Origin of the sequence: Vibrio nitrifigilis (assembly GCF_015686695.1) — a bacterium.
Lineage (GTDB): Bacteria > Pseudomonadota > Gammaproteobacteria > Enterobacterales > Vibrionaceae > Vibrio > Vibrio nitrifigilis.
On record NZ_JADPMR010000001.1, the window covers coordinates 2,497,721 to 2,512,733 of the forward strand.

The 15,013-nt window shown below is 42.9% G+C and carries 8 protein-coding genes and 5 tRNA genes; 11 read left to right on the forward strand and 2 right to left on the reverse strand.

Annotated features, from left to right (window positions below):
- Positions 1-172: 172 nt before the first annotated feature.
- From rep to I1A42_RS11130, 11 genes are all read left to right on the forward strand, one after another.
- Positions 173-2,188, forward strand: a complete 2,016-nt coding sequence (rep, locus tag I1A42_RS11080; RefSeq protein ID WP_196123495.1) for a DNA helicase Rep — start codon at positions 173-175, stop codon at positions 2,186-2,188.
- Between the two features lie 250 nt (positions 2,189-2,438).
- Positions 2,439-2,515 (forward strand) — tRNA-Arg (locus I1A42_RS11085).
- Between the two features lie 35 nt (positions 2,516-2,550).
- Positions 2,551-2,626: transfer RNA gene (locus I1A42_RS11090), tRNA-His, on the forward strand.
- A gap of 5 nt (positions 2,627-2,631) precedes the next feature.
- Positions 2,632-2,708, forward strand: a tRNA-Pro gene (locus tag I1A42_RS11095).
- A 66-nt stretch (positions 2,709-2,774) separates the two neighbouring features.
- Positions 2,775-2,850, forward strand: a tRNA-His gene (locus tag I1A42_RS11100).
- A gap of 5 nt (positions 2,851-2,855) precedes the next feature.
- Positions 2,856-2,932: transfer RNA gene (locus I1A42_RS11105), tRNA-Pro, on the forward strand.
- An 896-nt stretch (positions 2,933-3,828) separates the two neighbouring features.
- Positions 3,829-5,544: an ABC transporter ATP-binding protein gene (locus I1A42_RS11110; protein WP_196123496.1), complete on the forward strand. Its 1,716-nt coding sequence runs from the start codon at positions 3,829-3,831 to the stop codon at positions 5,542-5,544.
- A 104-nt stretch (positions 5,545-5,648) separates the two neighbouring features.
- Positions 5,649-7,208 carry an ABC transporter substrate-binding protein gene (locus I1A42_RS11115; protein ID WP_161157708.1) on the forward strand — a complete coding sequence of 520 codons (1,560 nt, stop codon included), beginning with the start codon at positions 5,649-5,651 and terminating at the stop codon, positions 7,206-7,208.
- 186 nt (positions 7,209-7,394) lie between these two features.
- Positions 7,395-8,372: an ABC transporter permease gene (locus I1A42_RS11120; RefSeq protein ID WP_161157707.1), complete on the forward strand. Its 978-nt coding sequence runs from the start codon at positions 7,395-7,397 to the stop codon at positions 8,370-8,372.
- 2 nt (positions 8,373-8,374) lie between these two features.
- Positions 8,375-9,313, forward strand: a complete 939-nt coding sequence (locus I1A42_RS11125; RefSeq protein WP_161157706.1) for an ABC transporter permease — start codon at positions 8,375-8,377, stop codon at positions 9,311-9,313.
- Positions 9,314-9,449: 136 nt separating this feature from the next.
- Positions 9,450-10,352, forward strand: coding sequence for an SPOR domain-containing protein (locus I1A42_RS11130; RefSeq protein ID WP_230389379.1), 903 nt, complete (start codon positions 9,450-9,452; stop codon positions 10,350-10,352).
- Between the two features lie 66 nt (positions 10,353-10,418).
- On the opposite strand, the gene I1A42_RS11135 is transcribed toward I1A42_RS11130, so the two are convergent.
- Positions 10,419-11,864 carry an efflux transporter outer membrane subunit gene (locus I1A42_RS11135; protein ID WP_196123498.1) on the reverse strand — a complete coding sequence of 482 codons (1,446 nt, stop codon included), beginning with the start codon at positions 11,862-11,864 and terminating at the stop codon, positions 10,419-10,421.
- Positions 11,854-15,003, reverse strand: coding sequence for an efflux RND transporter permease subunit (locus I1A42_RS11140; RefSeq protein WP_196123499.1), 3,150 nt, complete (start codon positions 15,001-15,003; stop codon positions 11,854-11,856). Before I1A42_RS11140 ends, I1A42_RS11135 begins: the two co-directional genes overlap by 11 nt.
- Positions 15,004-15,013 lie beyond the last annotated feature (10 nt).

Here is a 15,013-nt window from a genome sequence, read left to right on the forward strand (position 1 = left end):
AAAAAGATGACTTTCTGTATTACTGATAATTTTCAGTCCAATTGGATAATCGTAGTGCCTTTGAGACTTTAGTGCTTGCCGGTTATCGACAGAGATAATTGATAGGATTTCATGGCAACATGAACAATGAGCCATTATTATTAGCGGCTCAAGAACAGAGAAAGAGTGCACTATGAAGCTAAACCCTAGACAAGATGAAGCCGTTAAGTACGTATCAGGTCCTTGCCTGGTTCTAGCTGGCGCAGGTTCAGGTAAAACTCGTGTTATTACCAATAAGATTGCCTATTTGGTTCAAAAATGTCGTTATAAAGCACGAAATATTGCTGCGGTAACCTTTACTAACAAAGCCGCTCGTGAAATGAAAGAGCGGGTATCACAAACACTAGGTAAAGCAGAGTCTCGTGGTTTGATGGTGTCGACATTCCATACACTAGGTCTCAATATTATCCGTCGTGAATATAAGCACTTAGGATTGAAAGCTGGTTTTTCTCTGTTTGATGATCAAGACCAGATGGCGTTGCTAAAAGAATTAACAGAAAAGCAGTTAGATGGTGATAAAGACCTATTGAAACAGTTGCTGAGTACCATCTCCAATTGGAAAAACGATATGGTGACCCCAGACCAAGCTAAAGCCTTGGCGCAGGGTGAGCAGCAACAGCTTTTCGCATTCTGTTTTGAAATGTATCAAACTCAGATGCAAGCCTATAATGCTTTGGATTTTGATGACCTCATTTTGATGCCAGTTCGGTTATTGCGCACTAATGAAGAGGTTCGTCAGCGCTGGCAGAATCGTATTCGCTATCTCCTTGTGGATGAATACCAAGATACCAATACCAGTCAATATGAATTGGTTAAGCTGTTAGTCGGAGAACGTGGCCGATTAACAGTTGTAGGTGATGACGATCAGTCTATCTATTCGTGGCGTGGCGCTAAGCCGCAAAACTTAGTGTTACTCGGTCAGGACTACCCCGACTTACGCCTTATTAAACTTGAACAAAACTATCGTTCTACCAGTCGTATACTACGTTCTGCCAATATACTGATTGCGAATAACCCGCACGTATATGAAAAATCGCTCTTTTCAGAAATTCCTGATGGTGAAAGGCTTAAAGTCATCACTGCAAAGAATGAAGATCATGAGGCTGAAAAGATTACCGCGGAAATTGTGGCGCACAAATTCTTAAATCGAACTGAATATCGTGATTATGCGGTTCTCTATCGCGGTAACCATCAATCTCGGTTGATTGAGAAAAGTTTAATGCAAAACCGTGTGCCATATAAAATTTCGGGGGGGACGTCATTTTTTGCTCGTGCAGAAATTAAAGACATCATGGCCTACTTACGCGTGCTAGTGAACCCTGACGACGACAATGCTTTTCTACGTATTGTGAATACTCCTCGGCGTGAAATTGGCCCTGCAACACTCGAAAAATTGGGTAGCTACGCTAATATGCGGAGTAAAAGCCTATTTGCGGCTAGTTTTGAAATGGGCTTAGAACAACACCTTTCGGGCCGCGGTTTAGAAAACTTACGTCGTTTTACTCAGTGGCTAGTCGCGATTGCTGACAATGCTGAGCGTGGTGATTCAGTGGAAGCCGTTCGGTCATTGGTTCGTGATATCCATTATGAAGATTGGCTGCATGAAACGTCATCAAGCCCTAAGGCGGCTGAAATGCGCATGAAAAACGTCTCAGAGCTCTATTCATGGATTACGTCTGATTTACAAGGCGATAACTATGATCAGGAAGAAAAAACGCTCAAGGAAGTGGTACAGCGTCTTACTCTACGTGACATGATGGAACGAGGTGAAGAGAACGATGACAGTGATGCGGTTCAGTTAATGACGCTACACGCTTCTAAAGGTCTTGAGTTTCCTTACGTCTACCTAATGGGAGCTGAAGAAGGGATTTTGCCCCATCAAACCAGCATTGATGAAGATAATGTCGAAGAAGAACGGCGCTTAATGTACGTGGGTATTACTCGAGCACAAAGGGAATTAACGTTCACTATGTGTAAAGAGCGTCGCCAATATGGTGAGCTTATTAAGCCTACTCAGAGTCGTTTTCTTGATGAACTTCCATATGATGATGTTGAGTGGGAAGTAAAGAAAAAGCCGCTTTCTCAACAAGAGCGAATGGAAAAAGGTCAGGCTCATATTGCAAACATCCGCGCTATGTTTAAAAAATAGTATTTGTCTGGAAATTCCTTTGGGGATCTGGATAGAAATTTGTTAACATGGCGCAGATTTCAAAGGTACTTGATTAACAATTTTTTTGCCCCGATCAATGAGTTGCCAATTTTTTACACAGTGATTGAGGGTGTTTATGCTATTATTAGCAGCCATTTGACGAAAAACCCGTCAATCGGTAAAAAAAGTTGAAAAAGTACTAGACGCCGTAGTGTGATATCCGTATTATTCCACTCCGCCGATAGGGCATGCGCCCGTAGCTCAGCTGGATAGAGCGTTGGCCTCCGGAGCCAAAGGTCGAAGGTTCGAATCCTTTCGGGCGTACCATTTCTCGGAGGGAATGTCGGTAAAAATTTGTAGTGGTGGCTATAGCTCAGTTGGTAGAGTCCCGGATTGTGATTCCGGTTGTCGCGGGTTCGAATCCCGTTAGCCACCCCATTCGTCGGTGAATAGCGCAGTTTGGTAGCGCATCTGGTTTGGGACCAGAGGGTCGGGGGTTCGAATCCCTCTTCACCGACCACTATTTATAGTTAGGCTTATTAAGCGTGACTAATTCGGCAAAAGCCGGTTAAAACACAAATTGATGGTGGCTATAGCTCAGTTGGTAGAGTCCCGGATTGTGATTCCGGTTGTCGCGGGTTCGAATCCCGTTAGCCACCCCATTTGTCGGTGAATAGCGCAGTTTGGTAGCGCATCTGGTTTGGGACCAGAGGGTCGGGGGTTCGAATCCCTCTTCACCGACCACCATTCGAAGCCTCAGCAGAAATGCTGGGGCTTTTTTGTATGTGCAATTTTTTGATGCTTGTGTTGCTTATCCATCACATATTGGCCATTACGATAGCCTCGCTGCGTTGAACCCCTCTTCACCGAACTTACCATTCAAAGACTTAGATACGCTCTTTCTGATTAGGCGTCGCCAAAGAAATATGGATTTTTCTCGTCTATCTTATTAATTTTTAGAGCAAAATGAGAATTTGCCCACATTAAAGTGATGAACTTTGCATAAAATTGCAAAATGAATGCCGATAGTAGCGGTAACTTTAGATCTGGATCTCTTTGTTATTACTAGCTCATTGTAATGATGTGTGTGGCTTTAATTTTAAGTATTTATGCGAATGATGCATGTTTTTATATTGGGTTTTAATATTAATTAAAGATTATTTTTAGGTTTTAAATTCTAATTATTATAAATATGTTGGTTTTTTATCTCATTTAATGGTGATAAATTTTATTTATTATCATTGATTAATATTTGAGTAGAGTTTCCACTCTAATGCAATTTTACGCACATAATGAAATTTATTTTATTTTGACCATGTTTGTTTTTTTGGTTTATACCTCTAATTTGTAGCATATTTATCATGTGCTATAAAAGGGTGGTGTTTATCTGTTTATTTACATAAAGTGAATTAATATGCGATTAATGTATTGTAAATACACATATATCGCATTTTTATACTATTTGAGTTGCTTTTTATACGTAGATTTGTCAAATTGTTTGGCTAATAAGTGCCAGAATATTGTACTGGCAAGAATGGATTCACATATACCTGATCACATCTGTACTTTAGAGTCTCTAGAGGCATTCAGGTATTCAGACAGGGCAAGAAAACTGTCGAAGCAGTAGAGGTCTGGTTTCAATGTCTCTTTTAGAAGTAAAAAACCTTCGGATAGAATATCCGTCGCGTCATGGTGTGTTCGCCGCAGTCAAGTCACTTTCATTCTCTATCGAACGTGGAGAAATTGTTGGCGTCGTTGGCGAATCTGGTGCTGGTAAGTCAACAGTAGGTAATGCTGTTATTGATTTACTTAGTCCTCCTGGGCATGTAGCTGATGGTGAAGTCTTCCTTGATGGTAAGAAAATATCAGGTTTGAGCAACGAAGAGATGCGCCAGGTTCGGGGATCTAAGATAGGCTTTATCTTCCAAGACCCGATGACTTCTCTAAATCCACTTTTCACTGTTGAACACCAGTTAAAAGAAACGATTCATGCCAATATGAAAGTCAGTGATAGTGAAGCCTACGAGCGCGCTCTTTCATTAATGAATCAAGTGGGTATTCCACAGCCAGAAAACCGCCTTAAACAATACCCTCACCAATTTTCGGGTGGTATGCGTCAGAGAGTCGTTATTGCTATCGCTCTTGCGGGCGAACCCGATCTGATCATTGCTGATGAACCTACAACAGCACTTGATGTTTCTATACAAGATCAAATTCTTAACTTGATTCGTGAGTTATGTATTGAGCATAACGTTGGGTGCATGTTGGTAACCCATGATATGGGTGTCGTTTCTAACGTCACCGATCGTGTTGCTGTGATGTACCGTGGTGAATTAGTTGAAATAGGTCCAACTAAGAAGGTGCTAGGTCATCCTGATCACCCTTACACTCGCAGTTTAATTTCAGCTGTGCCTCGTTCAGATATTAAGCTGGATCGGTTCCCTCTTGTTAGCTATATAGAAGAAGCTCAAGAACATCAAGCCATTGATATAAAAAATCACTGGCTGGGTCAGCGTGAAGTCCATCGTGAATACACAGGACCACTTTTAAACGTAGAAAACGTGAATCTACGTTTTGTGACTAAGGATTCCTTATTTGAAAGTCGACGTGAGTATATTCAAGCGTCGAATAATGTGAGCTTTGAAATCTATGAAGGTGAAACCTTCGGTTTGGTGGGCGAATCCGGTTCAGGTAAATCGACAATAGCGCGTGTTATTGCCGGTTTATATCAGCCTAATTCAGGTTCAGTGCATTTCGAAGGGATTGATCTTACTGCGTTAAAATCTGAAAAAGAACGTCGTCCATTACGTCGTGCAATGCAGATGGTATTTCAAAACCCTTATACGTCTATGAATCCACGGATGAAAGTCTTTGATATTGTGGCTGAACCGATCCGCTTTCATAGCTTAACAAAAAATGAAGCAGAAACTCGCAGCGTCGTTGACGACTTACTCGAGCACGTTGGTCTTGGCAAAGCTGCAGGCTTGAAATATCCCCATGAATTTTCCGGTGGTCAGCGTCAACGTATTTCGATCGCTCGCGCTTTAGCAACTCGGCCGCGTTTATTGATTTGTGATGAACCTACCTCCGCATTGGATGTGTCTGTGCAAGCGCAAATTTTAAATTTGTTGAAAGACTTACAATCAGAGCTTGGGTTAACGATGTTGTTCATTAGTCACGACTTACCTGTGATTCGCCAGGTGTGCGATCGAGTGGGAGTGATGAAAATGGGCACATTGCTAGAAACTGCATCAACAGAGCAGTTGTTCACCAATCCACAGCATGAATACAGCCAGCACCTAATCTCTCTGATGCCGGAATTTACCGGTTTAAGAGAATCAGTTAAGGCCTCTTAATTGAGGTCTTAAGACACTCACGTGAGTGTAACACTTAGAAAATTATTAGATAAAAAAGCAAATACAAACAACTAGGGACACAATCCCGCATAAGGAGTTATGCAATGAAAACCATGAAAAGCAAGATAGCCTTGGCGCTGGTCGCTGCAGGCCTAAGTTTTGCTGCTTTAGCCGCAGATATTACCGTTGCTTATGATGCTGACCCAGTTTCTCTTGACCCTGAAGAGCAGCTATCTGGTGGTACGTTACAACTTTCACACATGGTATTTGATCCACTAGTTCGTTATACCCAAGATATGCAATTTGAACCTCGCCTGGCTACAAGCTGGGAACGTATTAATAAAACAACGATGCGTTTCCACTTGCGTAAAGGGGTAAAATTCCACTCGGGTAACGACTTTACCGCAGACGATGTGGTGTGGACATTTAACCGTCTAAAAACGTCACCAGATTTTAAAGGTATCTTTGACCCATATAAAGAGATGGTGAAAGTGGATGATTACACTGTCGATCTCGTTACAAAAGGTCCATACCCTCTAGTTCTGCAAAACGCGACTTACATTTTCCCAATGGACAGCAAGTTCTATAGTGGCAAAACTAAAGATGGCAAAGATAAAAGTGCAATCGTAAAACACGGCAACTCATTTGCTTCAACTCATGTTTCAGGTACTGGTCCATTTGAGATTACTTACCGTGAGCAAGGTGTTAAAACTGAATTCAAACGTTTCGATAATTACTGGGATAAAAAATCCAAGGGTAACGTAGACGATCTGACTTTGGTGCCAATTAAAGAAGATGCGACTCGTGTTGCTGCGCTTCTATCTGGTGATGTAGACATGATTGCACCGGTTGCTCCTAGTGACCAACGCCGCGTTAAAACAGCCCCTGGTATTAACTTGGTGACCATGTCTGGTACTCGTATCATCTCTTTCCAATTGAATGAAGCGTCCAACCCTGCATTGAAAGATAAACGTGTTCGCCAAGCAATTGCTTACGCGATTAATAATGAAGGTATTGTTAAGAAAATCATGCGTGGTTTTGGTACCGCTGCTGCACAACAAAGCCCGAAAGGTTATGCGGGTTATAACCCAGATTTAAAACCTCGCTATGATCTGAAAAAAGCGAAAGAATTAATGAAAGAAGCGGGTTACGCAAAAGGCTTTAGCCTTTCTATGATCGCACCAAATAACCGTTACGTTAACGATGCGAAAATTGCTCAAGCGACTGCCGCTATGTTGTCGAAAATTGGCATCAAAGTTGACCTGAAAACCATGCCTAAAGCGCAATACTGGCCTGAATTTGATAAATGTTCAGCAGATATGCTGATGATTGGTTGGATGTCAGATACAGAAGATTCGGCGAACTTTACTGAATTCTTGACCATGACTCGTAACGAAGAAACAGGTAAAGGTCAGTACAACTGTGGTCACTACTCAAACCCAGAAGTTGATAAGCTGATTAACGACGCTAACGTAGAAACGGATCCTGCGAAACGTGGCAAAATGCTACAAAAAGTGGAAGCTGTACTTTATAACGATGCAGCATTTATCCCTCTACACTGGGAAAACCTAGCTTGGGCGGCGAAATCTTCATTAGATATTAAACCTATCGTTAACCCAATGAACTTCCCTTACTTCGGTGATTTAGTCGTTAAAGAAAAATAACGTCTAACACTGCTTACACGGCTTTCTAGTGAAAGCCATTGGGCCTGTCTAAGAAGTTAGATAGGCTCAAGTAAGGTTTTGGTGCTTAGCTTTGTTTCAGTCGGGCTAAGTGCCATTTTTGAGGCTGAATTGCTTTGTTTTGCTGCAATGCGCAGCAAAAGTCATGGATAGTTTAAGGGGCAAGGAATGTTTTCGTTTCTGGTCAAGCGCCTGTTTCAGGCACTGATAGTGATGTTTGTGATCAGTATAGTGGCGTTTGCCATTCAAGATAACTTGGGGGATCCGCTACGTGAATTAGTGGGTCAATCGGTGTCTGATGCCGAACGGCAGGCTCTGCGCGATGAACTTGGTCTTAACGATCCATTCATTACCAAATATCACCGTTTTATCGTGGGTGCTTTGCACGGCGATTTAGGTACTTCTTATTTCTATAAACGCCCTGCGTTAGATGTCATTTTAGATAAGTTGGTAGCAACTCTTGAGTTAGTGTTTGGAGCTTCCATCATTATCATTGTGCTCTCGATACCGCTCGGGGTTTATTCAGCAATACATCCTAAAAGGTGGCTGACGAAAGTGATTATGGCAGGAAGTAGTATCGGGATATCCATTCCTGTGTTTTTAACTGCCATTCTCTTGATGTATGTATTCTCTATTGAACTTGGCTGGTTGCCGTCTTATGGGCGAGGTGACACAGTAAATGTATTAGGTTGGCAATCGGGTTACTTTACGAAAGATGGGCTGCTGCATTTAATTTTGCCGTGTGTGTCACTCGCTTCTATTATGCTGCCTCTTTTTATTCGTTTAGTACGCTCTGAAATGCTGGAAGTATTGAGTTCCGAATATATCAAATTCGCACGAGCTAAAGGGTTAGCCACCAATAAAGTTCATTATCAACATGCATTAAAAAATACGCTTCTTCCGGTACTGACAGTGGGTGGTGTGCAGCTTGGTTTGATGGTGGCTTATACCATTTTGACCGAAACAGTATTCCAATGGCCAGGTACAGGCTTCCTTTTCCTTGAAGCGGTTAACCGCGTGGATACACCATTGATAACCGCTTACGTTATTTTTGTTGGCCTGATCTTCGTGGTAACCAATACCATTATCGATTTGTTATATGGGCTAATTAACCCAACCGTTAATTTAACAGGGAAAGGAGCATAATCATGAGTAACACTTACGTGGCTCCATCTCGTTGGGAGCGTTTTAAAAAATCGGATTTTCTTTATTATTTCTTACACGACAAAGTCGCAATGTTCAGCTTTGCTATTTTTCTTGTCTTTGTTGTGTTGGCGCTATTAGCTCCATGGATATCACCGACGAATCCTTATGACCTGACATCGATTGATATTATGGATTCAGAATTGCCTCCATCTTGGATGAGTGGTGGTGAGGCCCATTTCCTTTTGGGAACGGATGACCAAGGACGCGATATTTTATCGACCATGCTGTATGGATCTCGTTTATCGTTAACCATTGGCTTTCTCGCTGTGGCGGTACAGCTGTGTATTGGGGTTTTTGTTGGCTTATGCTCAGGTTACTTTGGCGGTCGTGTTGATAGTTTCTTGATGCGTGTTGCAGATGTGCAACTTTCATTTTCAACAATGATGGTCGCTATTATTGTTTCCGCTATTTTTAAAGCCAGCTTCGGGGATGAATTGTATAGTGAATATGCAGTCACCATGTTGGTTTTGATTATCGGTTTTGCCGAATGGCCACAGTACGCACGTACGATTCGTGCATCTGTATTGGCAGAGAAGAAAAAAGAGTATGTCGAAGCGGCAAAAGTGATGGGCTTTAGAGCTCCCCGCATTATGTTTCGTCATATTTTACCGAACTGTTTATCACCAATTTTGGTTATCTCAACCGTTCAGGTGGCAAATGCCATTATGTCGGAAGCGGCGCTTTCTTTCCTCGGGTTAGGTTTGCCGGTCGATCAACCTTCATTAGGGTCACTTATTAATATCGGTTTTTCTTATATTTTTTCCGGCTCTTGGTGGATTACCGCCTTCCCAGGTATCTTGCTGGTGGTGCTGGTTTTAGTGATAAACCTGCTTGGTGACTGGTTACGTGATGTATTTAACCCTAAATTGTACAAAGGGTGATCGGATTCAATTGATTTTATTAGCTAAATCTAACTAAACTAAGAGCCGTAAGTGTTAATTACGGCTCTTTTTTTGCATCCCTGAAAGTATCGTGAACATTTGCCGCTTTAAATCAAGGGATAAGATGGAGATGAGAATGGAACGTCACCACAAAGTTACCCAAGCATTACTTTTGAGCCTGATAGTTATTGCCGCTCCGCTGTACTCATCTTTAGTCAGTGCTCAAAGCTTTCTCTGTGATGCGAAACAAACCAGCAGTAATGCTCTGCCGGTGCTCGATAAGTCATGCCCGATTGGGGATGGTTTATGGGGAGATAGAACCCCCAAACATAAAGGCTCTCAGTTTTGGATCCAATGCGGCATGATGCGTGATCATTTGTCGCTAGAAAAAGCAAAACCGTTATATCGTAAGATCACGACTGATGTGTGGTTAAAGCCTGAAAACAACGGAGTTCGTTGCTTAATCGGCCCTTATGAAGACTACAAAAAAGCGAAAGCGGATATGTTGCGAGTAAGGACATTGCCTAACTACAAAAAAGTATTTATTCGCGAAGTCTCTCAGAAAGGTAAAACCATGAAAGCTCCTGCCATGGTGAAAAAAGCCCCGCAAACCATGACTAAAATGATGGCGGTTGAGAAAAAAGTCCCAGCTAAACGTGTTCCAGTAACGGCACCAGTAACGAAGCCGATAGAGCCACAGAATAAAATTCAGATTCGCCGCCAAGCTCAAGTGGGTAAGTTAAACTTTGCGGTACCTTATATTAATGATGACAAAATTCAATTTTATATGGATCAGGATTTACCGTGGAATCGCTTGGATTACGATCATGCAGAGAAAACGTGTAGCCGTATTAACATGCGCCTTGCTACTGAGTTAGAGTGGCGAGATTTGCTGCAATCTGGAGTGATGCAAAAAGAGCGTTGGCCTATCAATTTACCTTATTGGGGCTGGAATCATCGTGGCCTATTTATGAATGGTAAAACCAATAATTTAAAAGGCACATCGTTACTTAATGTTCTCTGTGTGACTTCTAAATAGACGGTATTATTAAAAAGAAAACCCCATGCATTTGCATGGGGTTTTTTATTGAAGAACGGCTATCAGTTAGTCTTCGATGGTTTTCATCGCTTCTTTTACTGATGTTGATTTCTCTTGGTCTGCCGCTGTCCAGCCACCACCTAATGCTTTGAATAGGTCGATACGGCTGGTTAACAAGTTCAAGTGAGCAGAAAGTTCACTTTCTCGAGCACTAAACAAAGAGCGCTGAGCATCCAATAAATCAATATAGCTATCATTACCTTTTTGGTAACGCATTTGAGCTAACTTGTAATAGTCTTCATTGGCTTGTAGGTTGGCTTTCTGCGCCTTCCACTCTTCCATGTAGTATTCCTGACCTACTAAGGCGTCAGACACCTCTTTGAAGCCAGTTTCAATTGCTGCTTGGTAAGCAATAATTGAAGATTGTTTCTCAATTTTTGCTGCATCCAAGTTAGCTGAATTACTACCCCAATCAAAGATTGGGAGAGAAAGTGATGGTGCAAATGTCCAGTAACCTGAGTCCGAACTAAACAAGTTGCTCATTGAGCTACTCATTGTCCCTGCATTTGCGGTTAAGCTGATGCTTGGGAAGAATGCGGCACGAGCAGCGCCAATGTTCGCGTTTTCAGATTTTAGAGTGTGTTCTGCTGCCAAAATATCTGGACGATGCAAAATCAACTTAGAGTTAGAACCGACTTTCAACTCAGACAGCATTTTGCCGTCTTCTGTTGGTAGGCGATCTTGACCTTTCCATTTAACTGGCGCACCAACAAGTTGGCGTAAGGTGTTTTTCTCTTGGGCAACGGCGAGTTTATATTGCGCGACAGTAGCACGCGCACTATGCAGCGCGGTTTTACTTTGTGCCAATGTTAATGCATCGCTGTAACCTGCTTTGTAGCGAGTCTCAACCAAGTTTAAGGTTTTTTGATAGGCTTTCACTGTGTCTTGCGATAGCTCTAACAATTCCTGATTAGTAATCAAGGTCATGTACGCAGAAGCCACTTGAGCAACCAAACTGATCACGGCACTACGGCGAGTTTCATCAGACGCTAAGTAGCTCTCTAATGCTTGATCGCTCAAGCTCTTAACTCGACCAAAGAGATCGAGTTCATAGCTTGTAATACCGACAGTTGCTAAGTCTTCATTGCTGTAAACTTTTCCTGCACCAGTATAGGCATCAGATGTTCGAGTTCGAGCAAAACTGCCTGAAGCATCTAATCCAGGATAACGTGCGGCATCCTGAACACGATATTGTGCTTTAAGTGATGCTACATCAAGGATGGTTTGTTTCAGGTCTTTGTTGTTTTTGAGTGCCGTTTCAACCAGCATTTGCAGGTGTTTATCGGCCATAAAACTGCGCCAATTTGGCAGCGCAGTTTCCATGTCTTGTTTGCCAGCAGTTTCAGACCAACCCTGTTGCTCCGATGATGAAGATGGTTGCTGATAATTTGGTGCCAAACTACAGCCGCTTAGTGCGGCTGCAACGATTAATGGTAACAGTTTAATTTGCATCACTGTTCTCCTCTACCGTGTCTTCACCAATTTTGTGACGTTTCGTTTTGAACAAACTCATCACAAGGACAAAGAATACTGGTACAAAGAATATCGATAGAATAGTCGCGGATAACATACCGCCAACCACACCCCAACCGATAGCATTTCGGCTAGCGGCACCAGCACCAGTACTTAGTGCTAGAGGTAACACCCCGAGAATGAAGGCGAAAGAGGTCATCATGATTGGACGTAAACGCATACGACATGCATCAACGGTAGCCTCAACCAGTCCCATGCCATCGTCATACAAGGCTTTGGCGAATTCTACAATCAAGATGGCATTTTTTGCCGATAGACCAATGGTCGTCAACAAACCAACTTGGAAGTAAACGTCGTTTGACAACCCTTTGAACGTTGCTGCTAATACCGCCCCTAAAATACCTAGTGGTACAACAAGGATAACGGAGAATGGTACGCTCCAGCTTTCGTACAATGCCGCGAGAGACAAGAATACGATCAACAATGAAATACCATATAGCATGCCAGAGTTCGATGAAGATTGGCGTTCTTGGTAAGAAATACTACCCCAGTCAACCCCAATACCATCTGGCAGTTTTTTGACAAGTTTTTCAATTTCTGCCATCGCTTCACCAGAACTGTGCCCTGCAGCGGCAGCACCTTGAATATTCATTGAAGCTGTACCGTTGAAACGTTCTAGGCGAGGTGAACCGTAGTCCCAATGGTAACTTGCAAATGCGCCGAATGGGACCATATCACCATCTTCGTTACGTACGTGCCATAACTCAAGATCCTTAGGATTCATACGGTAAGGTGCGTCAGCCTGCACGTATACTTTTTTGATACGACCGCCATCGACAAAGTCATTAACGTAGCTAGAGCCCCAAGCTGTAGATAGCATTGAGTTAATATCACTAACCGATACACCCATTGCCATCGCTTTTTCATAGTCGATATCGACTTTGAACTGAGGACCATCTTCCATACCGTTAGGACGCACAGCCGTTAAGACGGGATCTTGTGCTGCCATACCTAACAACTGGTTACGAGCTTGCAATAACTTCTCATGACCTAAGCCACCATTATCAACAAGGTAAGCATCAAAACCACTGGATGTACCTAAGCTAGGAACTGCCGGAAGGTTGAAGGCAAACACTTGCGCTTCTTTGATCGTCGCTAGGAATCCCCAGGCCCGACCAATAATGGCATTAACTGATTGATCTTCACGAGGACGCTTATCCCAGTCTTTCAGTTTTACAAACGCCATACCCATGTTTTGACCACTACCTGCGAAACTAAAACCGGCGATGGTAAATACAGAGTCGACGTTCTCTTTTTCTTTGGTGAGGAAGTAGTCTTGCAGTTTTTTACCTACCGCCATAGTACGTTCTTGAGTCGCACCGGTTGGAAGGGTAATCATTGCCATAACAACGCCTTGGTCTTCTTCAGGCAAGAAGGAAGTCGGTAGACGTTGGAACAAGACAAGTAAACCACCGACGATCACCACATAAACGACCACATAGCGGATTTTTTTCGACAAACTACCCGCAACAAATCGTTGGTAGCGATCCGTACCACTATTGAAGCTATTATTAAACCAAGCAAATGGCCCTTTCGTGATGTGGACTTCACCTTGACGGCGAGGTTTTAAGATCGTTGCACACAATGCTGGTGTCAGAATCATCGCACACAGAACAGATAGAACCATTGCTGATACGATCGTTAGTGAGAACTGACGGTAAATAGCACCGGATGCGCCACCAAAGAAAGCCATTGGAACGAATACGGCACTCAATACCAGAGCGATACCTACCAAGGCACCGGTGATCTGACCCATGGATTTACGTGTCGCTTCGAGTGGCGATAAGCCATCCTCTTCCATCACACGTTCCACGTTTTCGACCACCACGATGGCATCATCCACCAGCAAGCCAATCGCCAGCACCATACCAAACATGGTTAAGGTGTTAATCGAGTAGCCAAAGCTAGCCATAATACCGAACGTACCAAGCAGTACGACAGGCACAGCAATGGTTGGTATTAATGTCGCGCGGAAGTTTTGCAAGAACACAAACATCACGATGAATACCAACACAACGGCTTCTGCGAGAGTGTGAACAACTTCTTCGATAGAGATTTTAACGAATGGTGTGGTATCAAATGGGTAAACAACCTTCATTCCGTGTGGGAAGTAAGGTGAAAGTTCAGCCATTTTTGCTTTCACATTCTCAGCGGTATCAAGGGCGTTAGCACCACTGGAAAGTTTGATCGCGATACCGGTTGAGTACTTGCCATTATAACGGGCAACGGCGGTATAGCTTTCACCACCAATCTCAACGCGAGCGACGTCTTGGACGCGTACCTGTGAACCATCGCTTTGAACTTTTAGCAGGATATTTTTAAACTGTTCAACAGTTTGTAAACGTCCTTGAGCCGTAATGGTCGCAGTTATTTGTTGCCCCTTCACAGCCGGAGTACCACCTAAAGAGCCGACAGACACTTGCGTGTTTTGGCTTGAAATGGCGCTAGTTACATCACTTGGTGTTAGATTAAATTTGTTCAATTTGTTTGGATCTAACCAAATACGCATTGAGTGCTGAGCACCGAATACTTGAACTTCACCAACACCTTGTACGCGGCTTAATGGGTCTTTAATGTGGGATACGGCATAATCAGATAATTCATTGTTATTCATTGAGTTATCGTCAGATATGAAGCCGACCACCATCAAGAAACTCGACGTCGATTTCGCTACAGTAATACCATAGTCGACCACCGAATCGGGTAAGGTGGATTCCACCGCACTCAGTTTGTTCTGTACTTGGACCTGAGCTATATCAGGGTCGGTACCTGTAGCAAAAGTTAACTGAATTTGGAATTGACCTGATGAGTCACTGCTAGAAGACATGTACAACAGGTTATCGATACCATTCATGTTTTGTTCGACAACCTGAGTAACACTACTTTCTACCGTTTTGGCAGAAGCACCAGTATAGGTACCAGAAATGGTAACTGATGGTGGAGCGATCTGCGGATATTGCTCAATAGGTAGGGTTTCAATAGACAGAATCCCCGCGAGCATAATCAAGATCGCGACAACCCAAGCAAAGATGGGTCTATCGATGAAAAAACGAGCCATAAAACAGAAT

Bases quoted from the DNA above. Each gene is read 5' to 3' on its own strand.
- I1A42_RS11135 (WP_196123498.1), bottom strand. From the start codon at position 11,864: ATGCAAATTAAACTGTTACCATTAATCGTTGCAGCCGCACTAAGCGGC.
- I1A42_RS11130 (WP_230389379.1), top strand. From the start codon at position 9,450: ATGGAACGTCACCACAAAGTTACCCAAGCATTACTTTTGAGCCTGATA.
- I1A42_RS11125 (WP_161157706.1), top strand. From the start codon at position 8,375: ATGAGTAACACTTACGTGGCTCCATCTCGTTGGGAGCGTTTTAAAAAA.
- I1A42_RS11120 (WP_161157707.1), top strand. From the start codon at position 7,395: ATGTTTTCGTTTCTGGTCAAGCGCCTGTTTCAGGCACTGATAGTGATG.
- I1A42_RS11115 (WP_161157708.1), top strand. From the start codon at position 5,649: ATGAAAACCATGAAAAGCAAGATAGCCTTGGCGCTGGTCGCTGCAGGC.
- I1A42_RS11140 (WP_196123499.1), bottom strand. From the start codon at position 15,003: ATGGCTCGTTTTTTCATCGATAGACCCATCTTTGCTTGGGTTGTCGCG.
- rep (WP_196123495.1), top strand. From the start codon at position 173: ATGAAGCTAAACCCTAGACAAGATGAAGCCGTTAAGTACGTATCAGGT.
- I1A42_RS11110 (WP_196123496.1), top strand. From the start codon at position 3,829: ATGTCTCTTTTAGAAGTAAAAAACCTTCGGATAGAATATCCGTCGCGT.